Below are 24,874 nucleotides of genomic sequence, written 5' to 3'. Positions count from 1 at the left end.
AGCAGAGTAGTGTTGCTTTACATTAAGTAAAGTTCTCTGTTTTAGCAGGTCGTTACACCACGTGTAACGTTTTATATTAGTGTCTAATAAGGAAATTATCATGGCACAAGATATGTTTATTAAGATCGATGGCATCGAAGGTGAATCACTTGATGCTTCTCACACTAATGAAATCGAAGTTCTGACGTGGCAATGGGATGTCGCTCAGCATTCAAATATGCACAGTGGTTCAGGTGGTGGCTCCGGTAAAGCAACTGTAGACGATTTCTGTTTTACTCACTATACCGATAAAGCCAGTCCTAACCTTCTCAGTTATTGTCTGACGGGTAAGCACATCAAGAATATTGTTTTTGTTGTTCGCAAAGCGGGCGGCGACCCGTTGGAGTATCTGACTATCACATTTACTGACGTCATTATTACTCGTGTTGGCATGACTGGCTCTTCTGTAGACGAAACCCGTCCATGTGAAGAAGTTAAATTCTCTTTCACTAAAGTCACTCAGGATTATGTCATGCAAAATTCTGAGGGAAGTAAATCTGGTGTTATCTCAGCCAGCTATGATGTTAAAGCTAATCAGAGTAGTTAATTGACTTTTAGTGTTGTAATAAAACTTGCCATCTTCAGGTGGCAAGTTTTTAACTCGGTATCTTAATTGATGCTACCAGGAAAATTTGGAGTGAATGTTTGTTTTTCTACCATTTGGTGGGTTGAGGTACAATAAGATGCAGCATGTTAAAAAAATAAATAAGTCCGAATGGAAGTTCATCCATTATTCAGTGGTTCTGCTGTTGTCTTTTTTTTTATCTGGCTGTGGTTTTTCACTGCCAAAAAAACAGGAATCAAATTCTTTTAAAATTAGTTTAACTGCAGCAGACGATATCAATATTAATGAAAAAGGCGAGGCGTCACCATTAAGCATCAGTGTTTATGGATTGAAGGCGGTGGATAATTTTGAAAATAGTGATTTTTTTCAATTACTGATAACACCAACTCTGCACTGAAGGAAGAGGTCTCAAAAATTTATGAAGGAATAATAAAGCCAGGTGAAAAAAGGAAAATTTCTGTTTCTCCTGATAAGGATGATATTGCCATAGGAATCACGGCTGCTTATCGGGAGATAGACAAAGCAGGCTGGAGCGAAATTATTTATCTTGAAGAAAAACATAAGAAGAAATCCTGGTGGCGAAAAATAGCGCCTGGGGAACAGGTTGTATTCGGCGTGCATTTCAACACATTAGCAATCTCAATCGATAAAATGGACTGACCGATGAGAACAAATAAAGTGGTTTGGAGCGAAGGGCTCTTTCTTCGCCCTCAGCTTTTTCAGCAGCAGGAACGGTATTTAGAATATTATGCCCATAAACGTGCGGCGACTATTACCCCTTTTTTTTGGGGGTTTGCGCACTATGACATAGATTTGGATGCGCTTTCTTACGGTAAACTTGTTCTTCGGTCTGGAAGAGGCGTTCTCCCTGATGGAACACCGTTTGATATTCCAGGTCATGCCGAACTACCAGAACCGCTTACTATCAGTCCGGATCATTTAGGAAAAATGATCTATCTGGCGGTGCCACTGCGGCTGGATAACAGTGATGAAACTATTTTTGACCCCGCCGATTACGGTTCACTGGCGCGTTTTTTTGCCTTTGAAACCGAGCTGAGCGATACCAACTCGATTCGTCAGGGGCCTAAACCCGTTCAGTTAGCGAGTCTGCGGCTAAAACTGGTAGCTGAAAGCGAGATGACCGAATCCTGGATAGGTTTGCCTTTAACCAGAATCAGAGCTATTCAGCCAGATGGTAGCGTACTGCTGCACGTTGAAGATTATATTCCACCCGTGACCGGATACGCCGCCAGTCGTTTACTGACCGAATGGCTGATTCATCTTAATGGCCTGGTAAAAATGCGAGCTGAAATGCTGGCGGAACGTTTATCTAACAGTGATGGTAAAGCCAGCGGTGGAGCAGAGGTTGTCGATTACCTGCTTTTACAGATCTTTAACAAATATGAACCTGTTCTTGACCATCTGAGAAATATCCCCGAGTTAGCCCCTATTGTGTTGTATCAGGAACTGGCGAAATTTTCTGGTGAGCTGTCGACCTTTATTCGCACTAAAACGCGTCGGCCTAAAAGTGCGCCGGGCTATGACCACGCACGACTCTATCAGTCTATATATCCATTGGTTGAAGAACTACACGATTTACTCAATCAAATCCTGATTCGTGCCGGACAGTTAATAGATCTGCATGCGAAAGGCAACGGTGTCTGGTCTGCGTCAGTGTTACCCGGCGAATTACGCTCATTCTCTAATCTGGTACTCGCAGTTAATGCACAGTTACCTATGGATGTTCTGCAACAGCAATTCTCAGCGCAGACCAAAATCAGTGCTCCACAACAGCTACGTGAGCTGGTTCGGTCGCATTTGCCTGGCCTGGTTTTACAGGCGTTGCCAGTACCACCGCGACAGATCCCTTATCAGTCGGGGTTTGTCTATTTTGATCTGCTAAAAAGTGGCCCATTCTGGGATAAGGTTGCAGGGACAGGAGCGCTGGCTCTTCATGTTGCGGGTGATTTCCCTGAACTGAAGATGGAGCTTTGGGGAGTTCGAAACTGATGAGTGAAGCTGACCAGCTGAAGGATTTTGACATCCCTGATCCAACACCGGCACCTGATGAAACATTGACGCCGCAGGCCATGGGCAAATTTTTGCTTGATGATGGTTATGAGGCGCCTGACATTGCATCAACCGCCAGTTTTAACGGTTTTGCTGTACGGGGCGCTGACAAGAATGAAGCCACGTTGAAAAGTGAAGGTGTTCAGCAACGCGTATTAAAAGTTAAAGCTGCCGTCAATCCATTACTGGAGGCTGTGCAACCATTGCTCAGGGCATTAAGCGATATGCCTGAAACAATGTCATCGCCTGAACATGCGGATGTGTTGAAACGCATTCTTAAAAATGAAATTAATTTGTTCAGCGTGGTGTGCGATGAGGTGGAAATCTCATGGAAAAAAATGGCTATTGTGCGCTATTGCATTTGTACTGCTCTGGACGAGGCGGCTCACACGACCAGTTGGGGGGCGCAATGGGGATGGTCACAAAGTAATATTCTCAACCATTTTGAAGGGGACAATGACGGCGGAAATAAATTTTTCCTGCTCATTGGCCGGCTGTCGATGAATCCCCACGAATACGTTGATGTGCTTGAAGTTTTGCTCCGCATTCTGGGGCTGGGATTTGAAGGTCGTTACAGCATCCTGGAGGACGGCGATCGTCAACTGACCAAGATTCGCCAGCGATTGCTGACGATTATCCAGAGCACCAGAGATTCGATGCCTCCCGAGCTTTCTCCTCATGGTCTGGTTTTTCGCGGCAAGGCAAAAAAAGAACGCCTGATTATACCTGTTCGGGTGACATTTTTATTTGCCAGTGTACTGGTAGCCTCAACCTATATCTGGTGTAAATACTGGTTGTCGAAGCATGAAATTAATTTGCAGCAGAGAATTCACGCTATGCAGTATCTTAATTACACCCGACAGCCTGTTGTAGCCCGACTCCGGTTGGCTATTTTATTAAAAGATGAGATAAGAAAAAATTTAGTCAGTGTTGATGAGACGCAGATTCAAAGTAAAGTTGTTTTTCGTGGTGATTCAATCTTTATGTCAGGTTCGGATAAGATAATTCCTGAGATGGAACCTGTTCTGCGGCGCATTGCGAAAGAAGTTCATCGTGTAAATGGCGTAGTGAAAATTGTTGGGCATACAGACTCGGTGCCCGTTAAAACAAAAGCGTTCCCTGATAATAAAGTACTGTCGGAAAAGCGGGCTGAATATGTCTCTCATTATTTTATTGATGAAGGGATTTCACCAGAAAAAATAACTGCACAGGGGGTTGGTGATACTCAGCCTGTAAGCAGTAATAAAGACAAACAAGGGCGTGCGCAAAACAGGCGTGTGGAATTTTTTGTGACTTATTAATGAGTTAAATAATGTCCTATTTAAACAGAATCTTCTCAGGGCGATTTACCAGACTATTTATGGTGGTTGCTTTTTTTGCTTTACTTATCGCTGCAATCTGGTTCCTTGGTCCTTTTTTGGGCTTTGGTGAAACACGTCCTCTGGAAAGCACAGAAGCTCGTATCATCTTTATTATTCTTGCGCTTCTCTGCTTGATCAGTTTTTGGTTTAATATTCCTTTTTTTATGGTGATGATGGCCACAGCCTGTGTAATAGTCTGGGTTATTGGTCCCTATGTTTTTATTGGCGATGGTTATCCTTTATCGGGCATGATGGCAAGGTTTGTTGTCATCAGTGTTATTCTTTTTTGTGCGTTGATTTACGGAACCTGGAAGCTTCTTCTGGCATTAAAAAACAATCCGAAATTACTCGATACACTGTTTAGTAATAAGGACGTAAAAGTTGATACTCAGATTTACGAAGTTGATGCGATAATCCGTAACGCTGCTGAATACATTATAAAAATCAGTAAGAATATATCGTTTATCCGCCGTTTCATTCAGCCCAAAAAGTCGCTTAGCGACCTTCCCTGGTACATGGTATTAGGAACCCAGGGGGCAGGTAAAACATCGATTATTTTACACTCCGGTCAAAATTTTCCTTTGCCGGAGCAGTTGAATCGTATTTGTAAAGAGAGTTCGCCCACCAAAAACTGCGAGTGTTGGTTTGCCAACGAAGCTTTGTTTATTGATACTGCGGGTAAATATATCGACGCGGCTCACAGCAATATGCCAGAGTGGGAAGTATTGCTGAAGTCGATTAAAAAATATCATCCAATTAAAGCGCTAAATGGCGTCATCATTACCGTTTCTGTCTCTGATGTAATGGGCCGCAGCAAAACGGAACTCTACGACCTGTCAGCAAAAATTCGTTCCTGTCTTGATGACACGAGAAAGTTTTTGGGTGTACGTTTTCCGGTGTATGTCGTGGTCACCAAACTGGATCAACTAAGCGGTTTTGCCGAATATTTTCGTATCCTCACTGAGCAGGAACGTGAGCAGATTTGGGGAGTCACGTTCCCTTATGGCGATGATATGAAGACCGCCGTTGCGGAATTGCGAAGCGTTGTCGAGTCAGAACTTACCTTGCTGGAGAACCGCATTGAAAGAAACATGACAATGCGGCAGCAGGAGGAGTACGAAAATACTGACAGAAAAAAAATGTATGCCCTGCCGCAGGACTTCAGGATGTTGACGCAGGGGGTGGCGGAGATCCTGCAAAATATTTTCTTCGCTTCACGTTATGATGAAACTCAAAGCTATACCTCACTGCGAGGAGTCTATTTCAGCAGTAGCCATCAGCCAGAGAAGAGTGTAATGGTAAATGATATTACACTGATTCAAAAATGGCGGAATTTTATCAGTAACCGAATTCCGGATGCTCAGGCTTATTCAGCTTCATTACAGGAAGATGCTGACTTTCTGATAAAGGATGTATCATATGGTCGCCAGTATTTTCTTCGTCAGCTTTTTTCCGAGATTATTATAAAAGATGCCGATCTGGTCAGGCACAATTTCCGTGTGGTAACGAAATATCGCTTCCAGAATTTTCTTGGTCACTGCTTTTGTATGCTGATTGCGGTTTTTCTGCTAAGTGGTCTTTATCATAGCTATCATAATAATGGCAATTATCTGGATGCAGTGGAGGTGAAAGTTGCCAGGCTGGAGGGAGAGGTAAAAACATTTCTGAAAACGGCAAATCAGAATATGCTTCCGACCTTACTGAATCTTGCACAGTTCCTGCCCGATTTCGCCGGGCTGGATGTGCTCAATCCAGATTTGGAATACCGCTATGGCCTGTATGTTGGTAAAAGTCTGAACCGGAATTCTGATGGTCTCTACCATTTCTTTCTCAGAAAATTGCTTTTTCCAATGATTGAAAGCCAGTCGCATGCTGCCTTGCAGAACGCGATTTACAATAATGATCCGGCGGAAGTGTATAGTGCTCTTAAGCTTTATTTGATGATTTCAGGTGAAGGGGAATTTAATCAGGAATATCTGATAGCCAGTATCACTACTGCCTGGGATATTTCCGGTAAGATCCAGCCGTACGAAGAAAGAAGTTTGTTTATGGCTCACCTGAAAAAATTATTCAGTCAGCCTGACTGGCGACAATATGGTGAGCCGGCAGATAAAGAGCTTATTACTGAAGCCAGAGAATTGCTCAATCGTAATCTCCTGAGCGCACGTCTTTATGACCGGGTAAAGTCTGCAATGCAGGCTGATGCACCAGAAAACCTGACGTTGAATAAGATAACTGACGAGGAAGCCGGGCAGGTTTTCACCGTCATTGACCCCACAATGGCTGAAAAAGGGGTGCCGGGGCTTTTTACTTATAATGGTTATCATCAGGTATTTAAAAAAAAAATTAGTGGCATCCTGAGAAAGCTTCAGCAGGAGGATCGTTGGGTCATGGGTAATGCGCAACCGCTGGCTTCGCTGAAAGCACTAAAGGCAGATCCGAATGCAGGCATTACTGACCCGCTAAAAGATGAATTAACCCGGCTCTATCTGAAGGAATATACCCGGACCTGGCAAACCTTTTTAAAGAGTATTCGTCTGAAGTCTGACGAGCTGGATAATAACAGCATGGGTTTGTCATTTGATATTTATATGATGCGTACTCTGGTTTCCACAAATTCGCCGCTGGTGAATCTGGCGAAGGAGGCGGTTAAGCAGACGACGCTGGCCGCCGATCAGCCGGAAAGCCTGCTCAAAGGTCAGGGCAGCAGTATGGGAATGAACAGCCAGTTGCTTGATGCTGCCTCAAAACTGAATCTCGCCATAGCGGCCCATGAGAAGGTAATTTTGCGACAGGGTGTTGATAATTTTTTTACGCCTCTACGCAATTTTGTGGGTGGTGGTAATAGTAATAATGGTTCAGCTGATACATCGAACTCAGGGGCAAAACTGGCAACGATCATGGGAGTATTAAATGATCAGTATACGCTTTTAGTGATCTCCGACAGCGCGATTAAAAATGGAAATCTGCCAGACGTTTCAGATGCTGGTCAACGGTTAAGCGCAGAGTCGGCGGTATGGCCAGATCCTTTTAAGTATATTATTGCCCCACTGCTTAATGGGGCCTATAAGCGGGTAAATCATCAGGTTGTTAATAATACGAATAAAACGATTACAGCCAGTCTCGGTGAAGTTTGCCGTACAATGCTTCAGGGGCGTTATCCTTTCGCAGATGCATCTGAAGAGGTAAGCCTGCGGGATTTTGAGCAGTTTTTTGCTGCCGGCGGTATTGTTGACGATTACTTCAAAAAGAATCTGGCTGATAAGGTGGACACATCAACCCGCCCGTGGCGCTATAAAGGTGAGGTCGAGACACAATCTTCTGAAACTCTGGATATCTTCGAGCAGGCTCAGCAGATCCGTAAGGCTTTTTTTCAGAATGGTGACAACAAACTGGCAATTAATTACACGGCGGCAATTCCCTACATGTCGCCTTCAGTGACTCAGTTAACACTTAATTTTGACGGAAATGTCATGACTTACGCGCATGGCCCTGTGTTGCCGAAGTCTTTTAAATGGCCTGGAAATCGTTCTGAATCTGTTGTAAGTATGAGCACCCGGCCGCGTGTGACGTTGGAAGATAATGGTGTAACCAAAAAAGGCCCCTGGGCGTTAATGCGTTGGCTGGATACGGTGGAGGATATTGAAACTTCTGATACCGGGCAGCCAATTCTGATATTTGATATGCATAATCGTCAGATTAAAGTTGAAGTCACCGGATTGACATATAAAAATGAATTAATCATCGATTTGTTAAAGAATTTTTATTGTCCGTGAAGTTTCTGATTAAGTTCAGAAGCATATTTTTATTATCAGGAAAGAATATGGACATCAGGATATCTGTCAGGGAAAAGCCAGGTTACAGACTCTTCAGTCAACTTCGAAAGAAGCGGGAGAATATCTCAGATATTATCCTGGAGGGTATCATTCCAAAAATGGTTTTAACTTTACCTGGAAAAACCCTCAGCATTAATCACTCCTGGTGTTTTGTTATGCCAGCCAAAATCAAAAAGAAAAATTATTTCTGGCTGGGGGCTTTTTTACCGGAGGCCAGCACCTTTGAAATTAATTCGGTATTTGCACTCTATGTTTGTGTGTCATATCCCACACTTTGTGAAAACCTGCGGTCTAATTTTCACGTTGCTTTCTGGCTCTCAAGGCTTCTGAATGGAACTCAGAGGCAGGAGGGCATTGTCAGTAACCGGGCTGATTTAAGTGAATGGATAAAAGCGTTACAGCGTTCTTATTCTCCCTTTTGGGAAAAATTACTGAATGAGCAATATAAATTCAGCAATCGTTCAGAATTGCTGCTTTCTGAACTGACTGATAATGAAGAAAAAATAAATAGCGACAATGGGGTTGAAATCATGCCATGGAAGGGTTGGCCGGGCTGTATTCAAACGGATATAAACGTATGGCTGTGGAGGCAAAGCAGGTATGGAAGAATAATCGACTCACAAAAAGTTTCATTGTAAATGTGGGGCAGAAATTTTTGCCTGGTACTTTGAACATTTATTTTAGCAGGTATTGATATGTCTAGAACGATTACTCTGAGCAGTTCAGCAATGCCTCAGTTGCTGGGCGAGCCAGCTTTAGTCCTGACAAAACTTAAAGGTAAAGAAGCCTACTCAACTTTATATACCTACACTCTTACCGTTAAGACACCAGCTAATCCTCTGATTCCCTGGCAGTCTGCTTCAAATGTAGATATTAAAGCATTAATTGGTAAGGAAATGACCGTCACTATTGAACTTGACGGTAACGGACTGGATGTCCTGTTAGGCACTGGAAAAGGCACACGAGAGATTTCCGGTCTGGTCCAGCAGGCGCGTTTTGTGGGCAGGGATGCCAATCAGGCAATCTTTGATATTATTCTCCGGCCCTGGCTGTACCTGAGTGAATTAACATCGGATTTTAAAATTTTCCAGCAAAAGACCGTAGTGGAAATAATTGAAGAGGTGCTTTCAGAATATAATTTCCCGGTTGAACAAAGGCTTACAGGCAGTTATCCCTCTCTGGATTTTCAGGTGCAGTATGGTGAAACAGGCTTCAATTTCATTGAACGTCTGATGGAAGAGTGGGGAATTTACTGGTTTTATGAACATATTGATCAAAAGCATAAGCTGGTATTGGTCGATCACGTTGGCGCACATAAGAAATCCGCCAGCGAAGCTTATCAGATTATCCAGTATATGCCAGATGAACCCAAGGCAGATCAGGAATATATCAACAGCTTTGTCTCCCAGGAAACGATCGTTTCCGGTAAGTGGTACACCAATGATTATGACTTCACCAAGTCACGTGCGGATATTTCAGCTATAGACAGTAAACCCCGCAAAACCAGTTTTAATGAGATGGAGCTTTACCACTGGCCCGGTGATTACGATCAGCCCAATATTGGTGAGCAGTTAGCCAAAATTCGTATTGAAGAGCGTGGCGCAGTTGGCTCTCGTGCGGTAGGGAAGGGTGAACTGAGGGGAATTGCCTGTGGTATTGTTTTTGAGTTACAGGGATATCCGGTAGAAAAAGCCAATCGTGAATATATGGTTATCTCAAGTGAACTGGAAATTACTGAGATAAGTCAGGTAACAGGATTGGGCGAATTCAGTTACGAGAGTGAATTTACCGTTCAGCCCACCACCAAAATTTATCGTCATCCTCAGCTTGCCACCCGTCCTAAAACCAGTGGTCCACAGACGGCAGTCGTGGTTGGGCCGCCAGGCGAAGAAGTCTGGACCGACACCTATGGTGGTATCAAAGTGCGTTTTCTGTGGGACCGCTACGGTATCAACCGTGAAACAGACTCCTGTTGGATCCGGGTCAGCCAGCCCTGGGCAGGAAATAACTTTGGCGGTATCTGTATTCCACGTATTGGTCATGAAGTCATTGTTGATTTTATCAACGGTGATCCCGATCGTCCGATGGTGCTTGGCAGTCTTTATAACAATGTCACCATGCCTCCCTGGGATCTTCCCGAGAATGCCACGCAAAGCGGCTTAGTCAGCCGTACCATCGGAGGAGGACGTACCAACTTCAATGGCATCCAGTTTGATGATAAGCCAGGCCAGGAGTATTACTGGGAACAGGCTGAACGTGATATGTCCCGCCTGACGAAGCGTAATGAAGATCAGGTAATCGGTGCCAACTCGACGACTAAAGTTGGGCTTACCAGAAGCACTTATGTGGGTACCGATGACACCACGAATGTGGTTGGCAACCAGAGCCTTCTGGTTGGTGCAAATCAGTCAACCAACGTTGTTGGTAACAACAGCCTTCTTGTTGGGATAGGCCTGGCTATTCAGGTTGGTGCGTCGCAATCCGAGATTATTGGCGGAGCGAAAGGAATCAATGTTGGTGGCGCTTTTGCGACCAATGTTGGTGGTGCCTATACCCTGGCTGTGGGAGGTGCCATGGCTGAGAATGTGGGAGGAGCTTACAATCTGGCTGTGGGTGGATCTCACACCAATGCCATTGGTGGCCCACATACGATGACCGTTGGCGGGCCTTTTGTCGTCACAGCCGGTGGAAATTTATGCATCTCCGCCCCCAAAATCAAGCTGGTCGCTAATCATATTGTTCTTCAGGGAGGACAAATCGATCTGAACCCCGGTGATTGCTGTGATTGCGGTGGCGGAGGTGGCGGAGGTGGCGGTGGCGGTGGCGGCGCTGGGGCAGTGCCCGGATTGCCCGGCCTGTCAGCGTTTGGTTTTGTGGGAATGGCTCTACCGCTACCCGTATTACCCACTACGGCCCCTACGGAAGCACCAACAGAAGCGCCGACAGAAGCACCAACAGAAGCGCCAACAGAAGCACCGACGGAAGCGCCAACAGAAGCACCAACAGAAGCTCCGACACCAGATCCAACGGGAAGCGGTGGGCCACCAGATGAGTAATAAAGTGCTGCTTCTGGTGACAGTTTCTCGTCAGCCAGAATTGTTGTCGTGATGATGGAGTGGACAGCAGCCCTGCCCCACTCCACAAAAATAAATTCTGATTTATTTTCAATGGAATGAGGTGCGATATGTCACAAAATGCTGCCAGGTTGGGAGATGCAACGGGACATGGCGGAGCGCTGGTCAGTGGCTCTGGCAATGTTTTTATCAACGGATTAGCGGCTGGAGTTGTAGGGGTGAGCGTGGCCCCCTGTGCTTTGTTGCATGGCGCTGCGCCGGTTGCCTGCGGGTCTGGAACGGTATTTATTAACGGTTCTCCAGCGGCAAGGCTGGGTGATGTGACTGGCTGCGGCGCACCAATTGTAAGTGGCTCTGGCGATGTATTTATAGGTAACTAAACAATGCAGCTGTCAATGACCTGGCCAGATAATCAGCGCGTCTTTACTCTTTCAGCCTCCTGCACTTTTGAAAATGCAGCTTGTTTCGACGTGGCAAAAGGAACATTCAGCCTGTCCGGGCAGGAAGAACAGGATAACGTTGTTTATTTTTACAGCTCCACGGGTGGTTCGGTTATTTTAAATAATTGTGAAGAGTATATTTGCCGGGTTGATGATATCGAAATACGTCATGGCCAGACTTATATTTTACGGTTTGGTTCTTTTATTCAGCTTGGCAATTTTACCTTTGAAGTCGGAAATGATGAATCTTCCGATCAAGAGGACATGTTACACAATTTACTGAACGTGCACTCTGAAGAGGAAAAAGACCATCTGATTATCCCGGAGGTAGAAGATATTTTACCCAATGGTGGTCATTATACGGGTGATTTGCGTTATTTCAGTGATGCAATGGAGAGTGCTGAAACCGAAACTGATGTTTTGAAGAAGCTTGAGCTTGAATATAAAAAATTTCTTATCTGGGGGGAGCAAAACAGAAAATTCTTTGATGACAGTCCTGAAATCAATAACAAACTTTCCGGAGATGATGATTACTTTGACGCCATCAGAGATGAAATGAAGACAAAAACACTGACAGAATGTATCGTTCCTGCCCCTTCACTTTTTGAGAAGGTTTGGAAGGAAATGAATATAACGGAATCTTATGAAGAATTATTGGGTGAGGAAAAAAAAAGACATTCTGAAATCACTGGCCCCTGAAAATATCTCATCGAAAGAGAAAAAACACGTACCTGAATTAGTGTTTCATGATTTATATAAAACCGGGCTGGACAGCCTCTATTGAATAAAAAGGAAAATAATATGTCTGATGCACATGGTCTGGCTGAATTATTAAAATCCTCATCGCTGGAAAATATTATCAGCGATGTATTGTCGCAGGTGAAAGCAAAACCCGAAGATATTCAACTACGTAAGACATTATTCAAATTGTACTGCATTGAGGGATTATGGGAAAAAGCATTAATGCAGATTCAGACCATTGAACTGATTGATGAACACTCACAGCAAGAAGCTGAGCTGTGCAAAAGTCTGGTATTCAGTGAGCTGGTGCGGGAGGACGTACTGATGGGCACACGTACCGCCGGATTACTCGATGATTCATTACCTGAGTGGATGACGTTACTTCTGGAAGCTAACAGATTGCACGCGGCGAATGAACCTGAACAGTCGGAAGCGCTGCGTAGCCAGGCATTTGAACTGGCGCCGGAGAGTGCCGGTGGCGGAGAGATGATCGGCGCATTTAACTGGATAGCTGACAGTGACGGGCGAATCGGTCCGGTTTGCGAGTTTGTCAGTGCCGGTGGCTATCGTCAGGTTCCTTTCTCGCTTATTCAGATGATGAGTGTGGCGCAGCCCAGGGATTTACTGGATCTGGTGTGGGCTCCCGCTCATATCAAAGTCAATAATGAAATCTATTATGGCTATATTCCGGCTCGCTATCCGTTATCGCCGCAGGCTGACCAAAAGATAAAACTGGGTTTAATCACCGAATGGCAGCAGCAATCCGAACTTTTCTCCACCGGCATGGGGAGAAAAGTATTGATCACCGATCGTGGTGAGTTTTCATTGCTGGAAATCGCAGATGTCAGATTTGCGTGACGGAGCCAGCTGTGGAAAAAAAACTTCACTACCTGCCGACACTGTTTGAAAGACTTCTGGACGATGAGCCGCAAAAAAGCCAGGAGGCGCACGATGCCTTTTTTTTTGACGCGAGAAAGATGCGTGCTGTGGTGCAAAATGATATCGCCAGTCTGTTGAACAATACGAATATTGAGGATCGCCTGGATGAACACCGCCATAAAGCCGTATGTGGTTCGGTGATGAATTACGGCATTGCCCCTTTTTCCGGGCAATATGCGAATCACCATAACTGGAACATTATTGAGAAAAGTATCAGGAATGCATTGCTGCGCTTTGAATCAAGAATTATTCCGGAATCGTTGCTGGTTCGCCCGTTAACAGACAAAGATCTGCTGGGTAAAAATGGTCAGGTGCTGTTTGAAATTCGTGGCTTAATTGAATGGCACCCGCAGCCCATCGATCTCTGCATCAACGGTGCTTATGATGTTGAAACCGCGAAAGTGGATTTAAAAAGTGTCTGAGGGCGGCTGACCGCCCCTTTGCATCTGCGCAGCACAGTGGTTAAATTAGGGCTTTATTGCCAGAATTCAGGAGTTGCTGTGCTGTCATCGCAAACCGTTAGTCTTGCCATTCCCCGCAACTGGGTTGACCTGTACGAAACCATCTGGAAGCCTGACTATTTCCCAAAATGGGCTACGGGACTGACTGCTTCCCCGCTGGTTCAGGAGGGCAATTACTGGAAATCGGCCGAATCGGGTCAAAACCTGAAAATCCGTTTTACCGACCACAATCCCTTTGGCGTGATGGATCACTACATTGACAGTGGTTCCGGCAGGGAGGTGTATATGCCAATGCGGGTGATTCCTAACGAGCAGGGGGCTGAGGTGTTAATTACCGTCTTCCGCCAGCCGTTGATGTCCGACGACAGATTTGCCCAGGACATTGAAGCCGTGAAACGCGATTTGCAGACGCTGCATACGCTGTTGACCACCTGAATCTGGCGATAAGTTCACCTCAGGGAGCGTTGGTGTAAAACAGACCCGCTCTGCCTGCCCTCTGCGCCCGCTATTTTTATATTTTTTTTACATCAACTCTCTGCTTTTTTACATCAACTTTGCACCCCGGCGGCAACAATATCGGCATCCTTAAGCGCCCCGGAGGTGTGTTGTGAGCATGGCCTTAATTGCCGGCATTGTGCTGGTGTTTCTGCTGTTGGGCTATCTGGTGTATGCCCTGATTAATGCGGAGGCGTTCTGATGGCCGCCAGCGCATTTTTGTTAATTGCCAGCTACATGGCTGTTCTGTTAATTCTTGCCAAACCATTAGGCAGCGGGCTGGCCCGACTGATTGATGATCGACCCTTACCTGGTCTGGCGGGTTTCGAATCTCTGCTGTGGCGTGTCAGCGGCGTCGAGAGTCAGCCAATGGACTGGCGTCGTTATCTGTTGGCGATCCTGCTGTTCAACCTGGGTGGAACTGTTCTGCTGATGGTGATGTTGATGGCGCAGGCCAGCCTGCCACTTAATCCACAGCATCTGCCAAATCTCAGCTGGCATCTGGCACTGAATACCGCTATCAGCTTTGTGACTAATACCAACTGGCAGTCCTATGCGGGCGAGAGCACGCTGAGCTATTTCAGCCAGATGGTTGGCCTGACGGTGCAGAACTTTCTCTCTGCGGCAACCGGCATCGCCGTGGCCTTTGCTTTGATTCGGGGTTTTGCTAACCGCTCTCTCGGTACGCTGGGCAATGCCTGGCGCGACATGACGCGCGTCACCTTGTACGTGCTGCTGCCGCTCTCTCTGTTGATTGCACTGTTCTTTGTCAGCCAGGGCTCGCTGCAAAACTTTTCCGGCTATCTCGATTTAACCACGCTGGAAGGGGCGAAACAGACGCTGCCGATGGGGCCAGTCGCCTCGCAGGAAGCGATCAAAATGTTGGGAACCAATGGTGGTGGTTTCTTTAACGTCAACTCAGCTCATCCTTTTGAAAACCCGACCGCGTTAAGCAATGTGGTGCAGATGCTGGCGATCTTCCTGATCCCGGCTGCGCTCTGTTTTGCCTTTGGTGATGTGGTGAAAGATCGCCGCCAGGGCCATGCGCTGCTGTGGGCAATGTCGCTGATGTTTATTGCGGCTGTGGTCGTGGTGATGTGGGCTGAACTGCGTGGAAATCCACATTTCCTTGCCCTTGGCGCTGACAGCGCCAGCAATATGGAAGGTAAAGAGACGCGCTTCGGCATTCTTAACTCCAGCCTGTTTGCGGTGATTACCACTGCCGCCTCATGTGGTGCGGTAAACGCGATGCACGACTCATTCACCGCCCTGGGAGGCATGGTGCCAATGTGGTTGATCCAGATTGGCGAGGTGGTGTTCGGCGGTGTCGGTGCCGGTCTGTACGGCATGTTGCTGTTTGTGCTGCTGGCGGTGTTTATCGCCGGACTGATGATAGGCCGCACGCCGGAATATCTCGGTAAGAAGATTGACGTCTGGGAAATGAAAATGACCGCGCTGGCTATTCTCGTCACGCCCACGCTGGTTCTGTTGGGCACCGCGCTGGCAATGATGACCGATGCCGGACGTAGCGGGATGGCGAATCCCGGCATTCATGGTTTCAGCGAAGTGCTGTACGCCGTTTCCTCTGCCGCCAACAACAACGGCAGTGCCTTTGCCGGTCTGAGCGCAAACACACCGTTCTGGAACCTGCTGCTGGCGTTCTGCATGCTGGTCGGTCGCTTCGGCATCATCATCCCGGTGATGGCAATTGCCGGTTCGCTGGCGGTGAAAAAAATCCAGCCGGTTGGCAATGGCACCTTACCCACTCACGGCGTGCTTTTTATCGCGCTGCTGATTGGCACCGTGTTGCTGGTAGGTGCATTGACGTTTATTCCTGCTCTGGCCCTGGGGCCGGTGGCAGAACATCTGCAAATGTTCGGTCATTAATCGCCGGAGAAAAGAATCATGAGTCGTAATCAACAGGCGCTGTTTGATGGTGCACTGATGCGGACAGCCGCCAGCGATGCGCTGAAAAAACTCAGCCCACGCGTGCAGTTTCGCAATCCGGTGATGTTTGTGGTGTGGCTGGGCAGCATACTGACCTCACTACTGGCTGTCGCGATGGCGATGGGCAAAACGCCGGGGAGTGCCGGTTTCACTGCCGCTATTTCGCTGTGGCTGTGGTTCACCGTGCTGTTCGCCAACTTTGCCGAGGCGCTGGCAGAAGGGCGCAGTAAGGCGCAGGCCAACAGCCTGAAAGGGGTACAGAAAACCAGTTACGCTAAAAAAATGGCCGCGCCGCATTATGGCAGTTCGCATCAGCAGGTAGCGGCAGACTCGCTGCGTAAAGGCGACGTGGTACTGGTGGAAGCGGGTGACATCATTCCCTGCGACGGTGAGGTGGTGGAAGGCGGCGCATCGGTAGATGAAAGCGCCATTACCGGCGAATCCGCACCGGTCATTCGTGAATCCGGCGGTGATTTCGCGTCGGTAACGGGCGGTACACGCATTCTTTCTGACTGGCTGGTGGTGCAGTGCAGCGTAAACCCCGGTGAAACCTTCCTTGACCGGATGATTGCGATGGTTGAGGGAGCCAAACGCCGCAAAACGCCGAACGAGATTGCCCTGACCATTCTGCTGGTGGCGTTGACCATTGTGTTTGTGCTGGCGACGGCGACACTGTGGCCGTTCTCTGCATGGGGCGGCAATGCGGTCAGCATCACGGTGCTGGTGGCACTGCTGGTCTGTCTGATTCCGACCACCATCGGTGGCCTGCTCTCTGCTATCGGTGTTGCCGGGATGAGCCGGATGCTCGGCGCGAATGTTATCGCCACCAGTGGTCGTGCGGTTGAAGCCGCCGGAGACGTCGACGTGCTGATGCTGGATAAAACCGGCACCATTACCCTCGGCAACCGTCAGGCAACTCAGTTTCTACCTGCCCCTGGCGTCAGCGATGAACAGCTGGCGGATGCGGCACAGCTGGCCTCGCTGGCTGATGAAACGCCGGAAGGTCGAAGCATTGTAGTGCTGGCGAAGCAGAAATTTAATCTGCGCGAGCGCGATTTAAACAGCATGGGCGCGACCTTTATCCCCTTCTCGGCACAAACCCGCATGAGCGGCGTAAACGTGCAGGAGCGGGTGATCCGTAAAGGGGCGGTGGATGCGGTACGCCGTCATATTGACAGCAATGGCGGCCAGTTCCCAAGCCAGGTTAATCAGCTGGTTGAGCAGGTGGCACGCGCAGGTGGTACGCCGTTGGTGGTGTGTGACGGCCCGAAAGTGATGGGCGTGGTGGAGCTGAAAGATATCGTCAAAGGCGGCATTAAAGAGCGTTTTGCCGAACTGCGTAAGATGGGTATTAAAACCATCATGATTACCGGTGATAACCCGCTGACCGCTGCGGCTATTGCCGCCGAAGCGGGCGTCGATGATTTTCTCTCTGAAGCGACGCCTGAAGCCAAGCTGGCGCTGATCCGCCAGTATCAGGCAGAAGGGCGGCTGGTGGCGATGACCGGCGATGGCACCAACGATGCCCCCGCGCTGGCGCAGGCTGACGTGGCGGTAGCGATGAACTCCGGCACCCAGGCGGCAAAAGAGGCGGGCAACATGGTGGATCTGGACTCCAACCCCACCAAGCTGCTGGAGGTGGTCCACATCGGTAAACAGATGCTGATGACCCGTGGCTCGCTGACCACCTTCAGTATTGCCAACGATGTGGCGAAATACTTTGCCATCATTCCTGCCGCCTTTGCCGTCACCTACCCGCAACTGAATGCGTTGAATGTGATGCGCCTGCATTCGCCGGACTCGGCTATCCTGTCGGCAGTGATTTTCAACGCGCTGGTGATTGTGTTTCTGATCCCGCTGGCGTTAAAAGGCGTGAGCTATCGTCCGCTAAGTGCGGCAGCGCTGCTGCGGCGTAACCTGTGGATTTACGGTGTCGGTGGTTTGCTGGTGCCGTTTGTGGGCATCAAAATTATCGATATGCTGCTGACCGTAACCGGTTGGTTCTGAGGAAAACATCATGAGTCAGTTACGTCCCACCGTGATTTTGCTGCTGTTACTGTCAGTCATTACCGGTCTGATTTATCCTTTAGTCACCACCGCGCTGGCGCAGTGGTGGTTTCCGGCACAGGCTAATGGTTCGCTGCTGGAGATTGACGGCAAGCTGCGCGGCTCGGCGCTGATTGGGCAGAACTTCAGCCGTCCGGACTATTTTCAGACCAGACCGTCAGCCACCAATGATGCTCCCTATAATCCGCTGGCTTCTTCCGGTAGCAATCTGGCCGGAAGCAACCCGGCTCTGGATGAGGCAGTGCGCCAGCGGGTGGCCGCCTTGCGTAAGGCAAATCCGCAGGCTGATACCGCCGTGCCGGTGGAGCTGGTGACCGCCTCCGGCAGCGGTCTTGACCCGCAGATTTCACCTGAAGCGGCAGTCTGGCAGGCTCCACGGGTGGCCGAAGCACGTAAGCTGCCACTGGCTGAGGTGAAGCGGTTGATCGATGAGAACACCGCCGCGCCGGTTCCGGACTTTATCGGTGAGCCTGTGGTCAACGTGGTGAAGCTGAACATGGCACTTGATGCCATACGATAAGGTTCGCAGAAGCTGAGAGAGCGGGCTGACAGTGATAATTTTACGGGTGGACACGGTTCCACCCGTATTGCATTGATAAACGCCGCCGGGCATTACGCCTGATGGCTGGCTGTGCCAGGCTTGTTCAGCTGCGCGGATTTTAAGGATTAATGCTTGCCAATGAATGATGAACTCCAGCGTCCCGACCCGGATGCACTGCTGCAACAGGCCAACGAAAGTGGCCGGGGCAAACTGAAAATCTATTTTGGTGCCTGTGCGGGCGTGGGAAAAACCTGGGCGATGCTACAGGAGGCCAGGCGTTTGCGAGGGCAGGGGCTGGAGGTGTTGGTGGGGATTGTGGAAACCCACGGACGTGCAGAAACCGCCGCCCTGCTTGAAGGGCTGACCGTGTTACCCCGCCGGGCGACCGGACAGAACCGTCATCCGGAGTTTGATCTTGATGCGGCGCTGGCCCGCAATCCGGCGGTGATCCTGATGGATGAACTGGCGCACACCAATGCGCCCGGTTCGCGTCACCCGAAGCGCTGGCAGGATATTGAGGAGCTGCTGGATGCCGGGATTGATGTGATGACCACCGTCAACGTTCAGCATCTCGAAAGCCTTAACGACGTGGTTGGCGGCGTGACCGGTATTCGCGTACGGGAAACCGTGCCCGATCCCTTTTTTGACGCCGCCGATGAAGTGGTGCTGGTTGACCTTCCCGCTGACGACCTGCGCCAGCGGCTGAAAGAGGGCAAGGTGTACATCGGTGACCGGGCTGAACGCGCCATTGAGAACTTTTTCCGTAAGGGCAATCTTTTTGCTCTGCGCGAACTGGCCCTGCGCCGCACGGCGGATCGCGTTGACGATCAGATGCGTGCCTGGCGTGACACTCAGGGGCGAGAAAAAGTGTGGCATACGCGGGATGCGATTCTGCTCTGTATCGGTGATAACACCGGCAGTGAAAAACTGGTCAGGACCGCCGCCCGGCTGGCCGCCCGTCTGGACAGCGTCTGGCACGCGGTTTATGTCGAAACGCCCCGCCTGCATCGCCTGTCAGAAGCGCGGCGGCGCGGTATTCTGCGCACGTTACAGATGGCGCAGGATTTGGGGGCGGAAACCGCCACGCTCTCCGATCCCCACGAGGCTGATGCGGTGCTGCGCTACGCCCGGGAACATAACCTGGGCAAGATTATTATTGGCCGCCGCCCGGTGCGACGCTGGAAATATGACGGCTTTGCCCGACGGCTGGGACAGTTGGGGCCAGATTTGGATCTGGTGATCGTGGCGCTGGATGAACCGCTTGCTGCACCTGCCGGTCCCGCGCCGTTAAACCGGATGCCGGGTGAAAAGTGGCGGCCGCAGCTGAAGGGCTGCGCGGCGGCGGCGGTACTCTGTTCGCTGGTCACGCTGGCCGGTCGCTGGCTGTTGCCGGGTGTCGATTCGGTGAATCTGGTGATGGTCTATCTGCTGGCGGTAGTGGTGGTGGCGCTGCGCTATGGCCGCTGGCCGTCCGTGGTGGCAACGGTACTTAACATCGTCGCTTTCGACCTGTTTTTTGTCACGCCCACCGGCACGATTGCCGTGTCAGACGTGCAGTATCTGGTAACCTTTGGTGTGATGCTGGCCGTGGGGGTCATCGTCGGTAATCTGACCGCAGGCGTGCGCTATCAGGCGCGTGTGGCGCGCTACCGTGAGCAGCGGGCGCGGCATCTGTATGAAATGGCAAAAACCCTCAGTCGGGCGCTGAGCCAGCAGGATATTGCCCAGACCTTACCGCGCAGTCTGGATGCCACTTTGCAGGCAAGAAGCGAACTATTGCTGCCGGACAGCGAAGGCGAACTGATTACGGTGGGTGAATCCCGCCTCAGTGCGGTGCCGGATCGGGCAATTGCCCGCTGGAGCTTTGACAAAGGTCAGCCTGCCGGTGCCGGGACCGATACGCTGCCGGGTGTGCCCTGGCAGATCCTGCCGCTGAAAGCCGGGAGTGAAACGCTGGGGCTGCTGGTACTGGAGCCGCTTAATCTGCGCCAGCTGATGATCCCGGAACAGCAGCGGCTGGTGGAAACCTTTACCGTACTGCTTGCCAACGCGCTGGAGCGCATTGCTCTCAGCCAGCGCGAGGCGGTTTCCCGTCTGGCGGCGGAACGGGAACAGCTGCGCAATGCATTGCTCTCCGCACTTTCGCACGATTTGCGCACCCCGCTGACCGTCTTGTTTGGTCAGGCGGAGATCCTGACGCTGGATCTGGCCAGTGAGGGTTCGAAGCACGCGCCGCAGGCCAGCGCGATGCGTGAGCAAACCCTGAATACTATCCGACTGGTCAATAATCTGCTGGATATGGCGCGATTGCAGTCCGGCGGCTTCAGCCTGCGGGCTGAGTGGATGGCGCTGGATGAACTGATTGGCAGCACCCTGAAAATGATGGCCCCGTCGCTGGAAGGCCGCAAAATCGAGCTGGATCTGCCGCCTGAGATGCTGTTGATCCACGTTGACGGGCCATTGATGGAACGGGTGTTGACCAATCTGGTGGAGAACGCGCTGAAGTATGCCGGGCCACAGGCCACTATTGGCATCAGCGCTCACCTGCCTTCGCGCCAGTGGCTGGCAATTGCCGTGTGGGATAACGGCCCCGGTATTGCCGATGGGCAGAGCGAGCAGATTTTCGAGAAGTTTTCTCGTGGTAATAAAGAGTCAGCCGTGCCCGGCGTCGGCCTTGGGCTGGCTATCTGTCAGGCCATTGTTGATATTCATGGCGGGAAAATTCATGCGGAGAACCGCCGTGAGGGCGGCGCACGTTTTGTCATCACCCTGCCAATGGAAGAACCGCCGCAGCTGGAGGAGTACCAGTAGCTATGCCAGGCATCGGGCGATAAAGGCGGCGGCGTGGCCCGCGCCCTGCGCGGTAATGGTGTGCCCGGTGCCGGGTTCAAACTGGCTGCTGACGGTGATGCCAGACTGACGCAATGTTGCCGCGGCTGCCTCGCTTTCTACAAAGGGAATGACGTTGTCAGCCATACCGTGGATCAGCAGAACCGGCGTCTTGTGCGCCGCATTAAAGGGTTCAGGGGAGGCCAGCCTGCCTGAGAATCCCACCACACCCGCCACCGGCCAGCGTCCGGTCACCACGGCATCCAGCGCCATAATCGTACCCTGCGAAAAGCCAGCCAGCACGACGTTGTCCAGCTGGTCGTGCATCTGATGCTGAATCAGGATGTCGTTGAGCAGGGCATCAAAGGCTTCGCGAGCTTCTGCAACCCGCGCTGGCCGATTATCCGGCGTGATACCTGTCAGGCTGAACCACTGGTAACCGGCACCATGCTCGAAATGAAACGGGGCATCCGGGCTGACGGCGTGGAGATCGGGCAGGCTGGCGCACCAGTGCGCGCCCAGCCCGGCTAAATCGTCACCGTTGCTGCCTACACCATGCAACAGAATCACCAGTTTTTTTGTCATATTTAACCTCACAGGGGGACAGAGGCGTCATCCTTCAGATTGCAGGCGTTTGCCACTTTGTGCATCAAAAAGATGAAGTTTATCGACGTTGACAGCCAGCGCCAGCGGTATCTCCGGGGATGCGGAAACGCGACCGGCAAACTGCACGTGCATCGGGAATCCCTGCCAGTCAATGTGCAGCAGGCTGGATTCACCGGTGACTTCCACCAGTTTCACCCGTGCTTCCGGCAGGTCTGTAACCCTGTTCAGCACAAAATCCTGCGCACGTATCCCGACGATCACTGGCCGCTGGCCCTGCTCCGAGGCCGCCTTTTGCCACTGTGCAGGCAGGGCGAACCATAAGCCATTGCACTCTACGCCGGCCATTCCCTGACGATTTTCCAGCTGGCCTTCCAGCAGGTTCATCGGCGGGGAACCAATAAAGCGTGCGACAAAGGTATCTGCCGGATGGTCATAGATCTCCAGCGGTTTGCCCTGCTGCACGATCTCACCTTCACGCATCACCACGATTTGATCGGCCAGCGTCATCGCCTCGACCTGGTCATGAGTGACGTAAACCATGGTGGTTTTGAAACGCTGATGCAGAGCTTTGATCTCTGCACGCAGCTCCATGCGCAACTGTGCGTCAAGGTTGGAGAGCGGTTCGTCGAACAAAAAGACCTGGGGATTACGCACCATTGCCCGTCCCATCGCCACCCGCTGGCGCTGACCACCTGATAATGCACGGGGATAACGGTTCAGCAGCTTGCTGATGCCCAGGATCTCCGCCACGCGAGCGATCTTGCTCTGCTGTTCCTCACGCTTTACGCGCCTGACCTTCATATGAAAGCCCAGATTTTCGGCCACCGTCAGATGGGGATAAAGGGCATAACTTTGAAAGACCATCGCAATATCGCGATCCGCCGGATCGAGATCGTTAATCTTTTGGTTATCCAGCATTATTTTTCCGTCTGAGACGGTGTCCAGCCCTGCCAGCAGGCGCAGCAGGGTGGATTTTCCGCAGCCGGAAGGGCCAACCAGCACGGTAAAACTGCCATCAGGAATGATCAGATCCAGCGGGCTGAGTACCGTTTGTTTGGCATAGCGTTTTGTCACGCCAACCAGTTCAACACGAGCCATACAGCTATCCTCTTAATTCTGTTGCGGTCAGCCTTTACTGCCGCCACTGGCCAGTCCGCTGACCAGGCTTTTTTGTAGCCAGATGGCAATAAACAGCGGGGGAACCGAGGCCAGAATACCGACGGCGGCAATCAGCCCGTCATCGGTGGCGCGTCCCGCCGTGAAACCGGCAATGGTCACCGGCAGCGTTTGTGCGCTGATGTTGCTGGTAAACAGCAGCGCATAGAAAAACTCGTCCCACGCCAGCAGCCAGCCAAACAGCGCGGAGGCACCCAGCATCGGTTTCGCCAGCGGCAGGGTGATGCGCAGCAGCACCTGCCAGAAACGCAGACCGTCAAGCCGGGCAGCCTGCTCAATATCCAGCGGCAGCGTATCAAACTGATTTTTCAGCATCCAGGTGAGAAACGGCAGGATCAGCGAGCAGTAGACCAGCACCAGCCCGGCATGGGTGTTGAGCAGACCGAGTTGTTGCAGGATGAAATAGAGCGGCAGAACGAAGGCCACCGGCGGCACCATGTAAATGGCCAGGCTGCCAAACAGCCAGCCATCGCGTCCAGGATAACGGGAGAAACTGAATGCCGCCGGGACAGCCAGCAGCAGCGAGATAGCAGTGGCTCCGCAGGCGACCAGCAGACTGTTACCCAGTGCATGCAGGAACAGGGCACCGGGCTCACCAGGCTGTAGCGACACCAGCCGGGCATAGCGACTGAAATCCCACTGACGCGGCAGCCACTCCAGCGGCACGCGGGTCAGATCGGTGTTGGAACTGACGCTCATCATAAACAGCCACAGCATGGGGCCAAGAATACTGGCAGCCACCAGCAGGGCGGCAAAATAACGGAAGAAAATACGCAGATTACGTTTCATGAGCGGTACTCCGACGGCGTTGACGCCAGACCATCGCCATATAAATAGCAATCAGCACGCTGCACATCAGCGTCATCAGGATGGCATAGGCTGCGCCGCTTCCTGCACGCAGGTAGCTGAAAGACTCCTGATAGACATAAAAACTCAGCGTTTTGGTGCTGTCTACCGGGCCGCCTCGCGTCATGACATAGATGATGTCGAACACTTTAAAGGCGTCGATGGTGCGCAGGATCAGCGCCACGCTGAGTGGACCGACAATCGCCGGGAAGGTGATTGCACGAAACCGGCGGAAGGCGGATGCGCCATCAAGCCTGGCGGCCTCGAACAGGTCATCCGGAATGGATTGCAGCGCGGCCAGCACCAGTAAGGTCACCAGCGGGTAGTTTTTCCATACGTCGGCCAGCATGACTGCATTCAGCGCCGAATCCGGCGAGCCAAGCCAGCTGCGGTAACCATCAATAATTCCCAGCTGGGTAAGCAGTGCGTTAATGCTGCCGTAGTCGGGATTAAAGTTCAGCCGCCACATCATCGCATTGACAATGGTTGGCAATGCCCACGGCAGGATAACTAATACCCTGAGCACGCTTCGGCCATAGAATTTCTGGTTAAGCAGTAGCGCCACCAGCACCCCGATAACGCCTTCCAGCGCTACCGACAGGACGGTGAAGTACAAAGTACGCAGCAGTGATGAGAGGAAGTCGGGATCGGTCAGGGCGAAAAGGTAATTCTCCAGACCAGTGTAGTTAATGCTGCCGCCATTATTGATTAATGCGGCATCGGTGAAGCTAAGCCAGATGGTACGCAGCAGGGGCCAGGCAGTTAACAGGCCCATCACCAACAGCATGGGTGCCAGAAGCACCCATGCCTGTCGCTGCTCACGTCGTTGCAAACTGAGCAT

At 50.8% G+C, this 24,874-nt stretch carries 20 protein-coding genes and 1 pseudogene; 17 read left to right on the top strand and 4 right to left on the bottom strand.

Annotated elements, in window-relative coordinates; translation table 11 throughout:
• Nucleotides 1-100 precede the first annotated feature (100 nt).
• The 17 genes and pseudogenes from AC3RPL_RS19450 (at nt 101) to kdpD (ending at nt 21,387) form a co-directional block, all read left to right on the top strand.
• A complete protein-coding gene (locus tag AC3RPL_RS19450) occupies nt 101-586 on the top strand; it encodes an Hcp family type VI secretion system effector (RefSeq protein ID WP_490741210.1) in 486 nt (161 codons plus the stop codon).
• Nucleotides 587-680: 94 nt separating this feature from the next.
• A pseudogene (tssJ, locus tag AC3RPL_RS19445) lies at nt 681-1,264 on the top strand (type VI secretion system lipoprotein TssJ).
• 3 nt (nt 1,265-1,267) lie between these two features.
• The gene (tssK, locus tag AC3RPL_RS19440; RefSeq protein ID WP_367168038.1) at nt 1,268-2,614 is read left to right on the top strand and encodes a type VI secretion system baseplate subunit TssK; all 1,347 of its coding nucleotides are present in this window, start codon (nt 1,268-1,270) and stop codon (nt 2,612-2,614) included.
• On the top strand, nt 2,614-3,975 hold the full coding sequence (tssL, locus tag AC3RPL_RS19435; protein ID WP_490741209.1) for a type VI secretion system protein TssL, long form: 1,362 nt from the start codon (nt 2,614-2,616) through the stop codon (nt 3,973-3,975). Before tssK ends, tssL begins: the two co-directional genes overlap by 1 nt.
• An 11-nt stretch (nt 3,976-3,986) precedes the next feature.
• Nucleotides 3,987-7,811, top strand: a complete 3,825-nt coding sequence (gene tssM / locus AC3RPL_RS19430) for a type VI secretion system membrane subunit TssM (protein ID WP_490741208.1) — start codon at nt 3,987-3,989, stop codon at nt 7,809-7,811.
• Nucleotides 7,812-7,858: 47 nt separating this feature from the next.
• Nucleotides 7,859-8,509 carry a hypothetical protein gene (locus AC3RPL_RS19425; protein WP_490741207.1) on the top strand — a complete coding sequence of 217 codons (651 nt, stop codon included), beginning with the start codon at nt 7,859-7,861 and terminating at the stop codon, nt 8,507-8,509.
• A 90-nt stretch (nt 8,510-8,599) separates the two neighbouring features.
• The gene (gene tssI, locus AC3RPL_RS19420; protein ID WP_490742097.1) at nt 8,600-10,927 is read left to right on the top strand and encodes a type VI secretion system tip protein TssI/VgrG; all 2,328 of its coding nucleotides are present in this window, start codon (nt 8,600-8,602) and stop codon (nt 10,925-10,927) included.
• A 128-nt stretch (nt 10,928-11,055) separates the two neighbouring features.
• Nucleotides 11,056-11,325: a PAAR domain-containing protein gene (locus AC3RPL_RS19415; protein ID WP_490741206.1), complete on the top strand. Its 270-nt coding sequence runs from the start codon at nt 11,056-11,058 to the stop codon at nt 11,323-11,325.
• 15 nt (nt 11,326-11,340) lie between these two features.
• The gene (locus AC3RPL_RS19410) at nt 11,341-12,084 is read left to right on the top strand and encodes a hypothetical protein (RefSeq protein ID WP_490741205.1); all 744 of its coding nucleotides are present in this window, start codon (nt 11,341-11,343) and stop codon (nt 12,082-12,084) included.
• A 102-nt stretch (nt 12,085-12,186) separates the two neighbouring features.
• Nucleotides 12,187-12,984 carry a type VI secretion system accessory protein TagJ gene (locus tag AC3RPL_RS19405; protein WP_490741204.1) on the top strand — a complete coding sequence of 266 codons (798 nt, stop codon included), beginning with the start codon at nt 12,187-12,189 and terminating at the stop codon, nt 12,982-12,984.
• 11 nt (nt 12,985-12,995) lie between these two features.
• Nucleotides 12,996-13,487, top strand: a complete 492-nt coding sequence (locus AC3RPL_RS19400; RefSeq protein WP_490741203.1) for a type VI secretion system baseplate subunit TssE — start codon at nt 12,996-12,998, stop codon at nt 13,485-13,487.
• A gap of 78 nt (nt 13,488-13,565) precedes the next feature.
• Nucleotides 13,566-13,961, top strand: coding sequence for a polyketide cyclase (locus tag AC3RPL_RS19395; protein WP_490741202.1), 396 nt, complete (start codon nt 13,566-13,568; stop codon nt 13,959-13,961).
• A 178-nt stretch (nt 13,962-14,139) separates the two neighbouring features.
• Nucleotides 14,140-14,223 (top strand): K(+)-transporting ATPase subunit F, encoded by an 84-nt coding sequence (gene kdpF / locus AC3RPL_RS19390; protein ID WP_071994970.1) that lies wholly within the window; start codon nt 14,140-14,142, stop codon nt 14,221-14,223.
• Entirely contained in the window at nt 14,223-15,908 is a 1,686-nt protein-coding gene (gene kdpA / locus AC3RPL_RS19385) for a potassium-transporting ATPase subunit KdpA (protein WP_034934540.1), read from the top strand. Before kdpF ends, kdpA begins: the two co-directional genes overlap by 1 nt.
• Nucleotides 15,909-15,926: 18 nt before the next feature.
• Entirely contained in the window at nt 15,927-17,975 is a 2,049-nt protein-coding gene (gene kdpB / locus AC3RPL_RS19380) for a potassium-transporting ATPase subunit KdpB (protein ID WP_490741201.1), read from the top strand.
• Between the two features lie 10 nt (nt 17,976-17,985).
• Nucleotides 17,986-18,555 carry a potassium-transporting ATPase subunit KdpC gene (gene kdpC / locus AC3RPL_RS19375; protein WP_490741200.1) on the top strand — a complete coding sequence of 190 codons (570 nt, stop codon included), beginning with the start codon at nt 17,986-17,988 and terminating at the stop codon, nt 18,553-18,555.
• Between the two features lie 159 nt (nt 18,556-18,714).
• Nucleotides 18,715-21,387 carry a two-component system sensor histidine kinase KdpD gene (gene kdpD, locus AC3RPL_RS19370; RefSeq protein ID WP_490741199.1) on the top strand — a complete coding sequence of 891 codons (2,673 nt, stop codon included), beginning with the start codon at nt 18,715-18,717 and terminating at the stop codon, nt 21,385-21,387.
• Here the strand turns inward: kdpD and AC3RPL_RS19365 are convergent, their stop codons facing one another.
• Genes AC3RPL_RS19365 through AC3RPL_RS19350 form a run of 4 tightly spaced genes read right to left on the bottom strand, consistent with a single transcriptional unit; the run spans nt 21,388 to nt 24,874 of the window.
• Nucleotides 21,388-21,990, bottom strand: coding sequence for an alpha/beta hydrolase (locus AC3RPL_RS19365; protein ID WP_490741198.1), 603 nt, complete (start codon nt 21,988-21,990; stop codon nt 21,388-21,390).
• Nucleotides 21,991-22,017: 27 nt separating this feature from the next.
• Entirely contained in the window at nt 22,018-23,109 is a 1,092-nt protein-coding gene (locus AC3RPL_RS19360) for an ABC transporter ATP-binding protein (protein ID WP_490741197.1), read from the bottom strand.
• 27 nt (nt 23,110-23,136) lie between these two features.
• The gene (locus AC3RPL_RS19355) at nt 23,137-23,976 is read right to left on the bottom strand and encodes a carbohydrate ABC transporter permease (RefSeq protein ID WP_034934527.1); all 840 of its coding nucleotides are present in this window, start codon (nt 23,974-23,976) and stop codon (nt 23,137-23,139) included.
• Nucleotides 23,966-24,874 carry a carbohydrate ABC transporter permease gene (locus AC3RPL_RS19350; protein ID WP_034934524.1) on the bottom strand — a complete coding sequence of 303 codons (909 nt, stop codon included), beginning with the start codon at nt 24,872-24,874 and terminating at the stop codon, nt 23,966-23,968. Before AC3RPL_RS19350 ends, AC3RPL_RS19355 begins: the two co-directional genes overlap by 11 nt.

The sequence above is a fragment of the Erwinia papayae genome (assembly GCF_058241465.1).
Note: the sequence above shows the minus strand (reverse complement) of the source record. Positions and strands in the feature narration are given on the sequence as shown.

What these genes read in the sequence shown, in the direction of transcription:
- AC3RPL_RS19450 (WP_490741210.1), top strand. Translation starts at nt 101, where the DNA reads ATGGCACAAGATATGTTTATTAAGATCGATGGCATCGAAGGTGAATCA.
- tssK (WP_367168038.1), top strand. Translation starts at nt 1,268, where the DNA reads ATGAGAACAAATAAAGTGGTTTGGAGCGAAGGGCTCTTTCTTCGCCCT.
- tssL (WP_490741209.1), top strand. Translation starts at nt 2,614, where the DNA reads ATGAGTGAAGCTGACCAGCTGAAGGATTTTGACATCCCTGATCCAACA.
- tssM (WP_490741208.1), top strand. Translation starts at nt 3,987, where the DNA reads ATGTCCTATTTAAACAGAATCTTCTCAGGGCGATTTACCAGACTATTT.
- AC3RPL_RS19425 (WP_490741207.1), top strand. Translation starts at nt 7,859, where the DNA reads ATGGACATCAGGATATCTGTCAGGGAAAAGCCAGGTTACAGACTCTTC.
- tssI (WP_490742097.1), top strand. Translation starts at nt 8,600, where the DNA reads ATGCCTCAGTTGCTGGGCGAGCCAGCTTTAGTCCTGACAAAACTTAAA.
- AC3RPL_RS19415 (WP_490741206.1), top strand. Translation starts at nt 11,056, where the DNA reads ATGTCACAAAATGCTGCCAGGTTGGGAGATGCAACGGGACATGGCGGA.
- AC3RPL_RS19410 (WP_490741205.1), top strand. Translation starts at nt 11,341, where the DNA reads ATGACCTGGCCAGATAATCAGCGCGTCTTTACTCTTTCAGCCTCCTGC.
- AC3RPL_RS19405 (WP_490741204.1), top strand. Translation starts at nt 12,187, where the DNA reads ATGTCTGATGCACATGGTCTGGCTGAATTATTAAAATCCTCATCGCTG.
- kdpF (WP_071994970.1), top strand. Translation starts at nt 14,140, where the DNA reads ATGGCCTTAATTGCCGGCATTGTGCTGGTGTTTCTGCTGTTGGGCTAT.
- kdpA (WP_034934540.1), top strand. Translation starts at nt 14,223, where the DNA reads ATGGCCGCCAGCGCATTTTTGTTAATTGCCAGCTACATGGCTGTTCTG.
- kdpB (WP_490741201.1), top strand. Translation starts at nt 15,927, where the DNA reads ATGAGTCGTAATCAACAGGCGCTGTTTGATGGTGCACTGATGCGGACA.
- kdpC (WP_490741200.1), top strand. Translation starts at nt 17,986, where the DNA reads ATGAGTCAGTTACGTCCCACCGTGATTTTGCTGCTGTTACTGTCAGTC.
- kdpD (WP_490741199.1), top strand. Translation starts at nt 18,715, where the DNA reads ATGAATGATGAACTCCAGCGTCCCGACCCGGATGCACTGCTGCAACAG.
- AC3RPL_RS19365 (WP_490741198.1), bottom strand. Translation starts at nt 21,990, where the DNA reads ATGACAAAAAAACTGGTGATTCTGTTGCATGGTGTAGGCAGCAACGGT.
- AC3RPL_RS19360 (WP_490741197.1), bottom strand. Translation starts at nt 23,109, where the DNA reads ATGGCTCGTGTTGAACTGGTTGGCGTGACAAAACGCTATGCCAAACAA.
- AC3RPL_RS19355 (WP_034934527.1), bottom strand. Translation starts at nt 23,976, where the DNA reads ATGAAACGTAATCTGCGTATTTTCTTCCGTTATTTTGCCGCCCTGCTG.
- AC3RPL_RS19350 (WP_034934524.1), bottom strand. Translation starts at nt 24,874, where the DNA reads ATGCTCAGTTTGCAACGACGTGAGCAGCGACAGGCATGGGTGCTTCTG.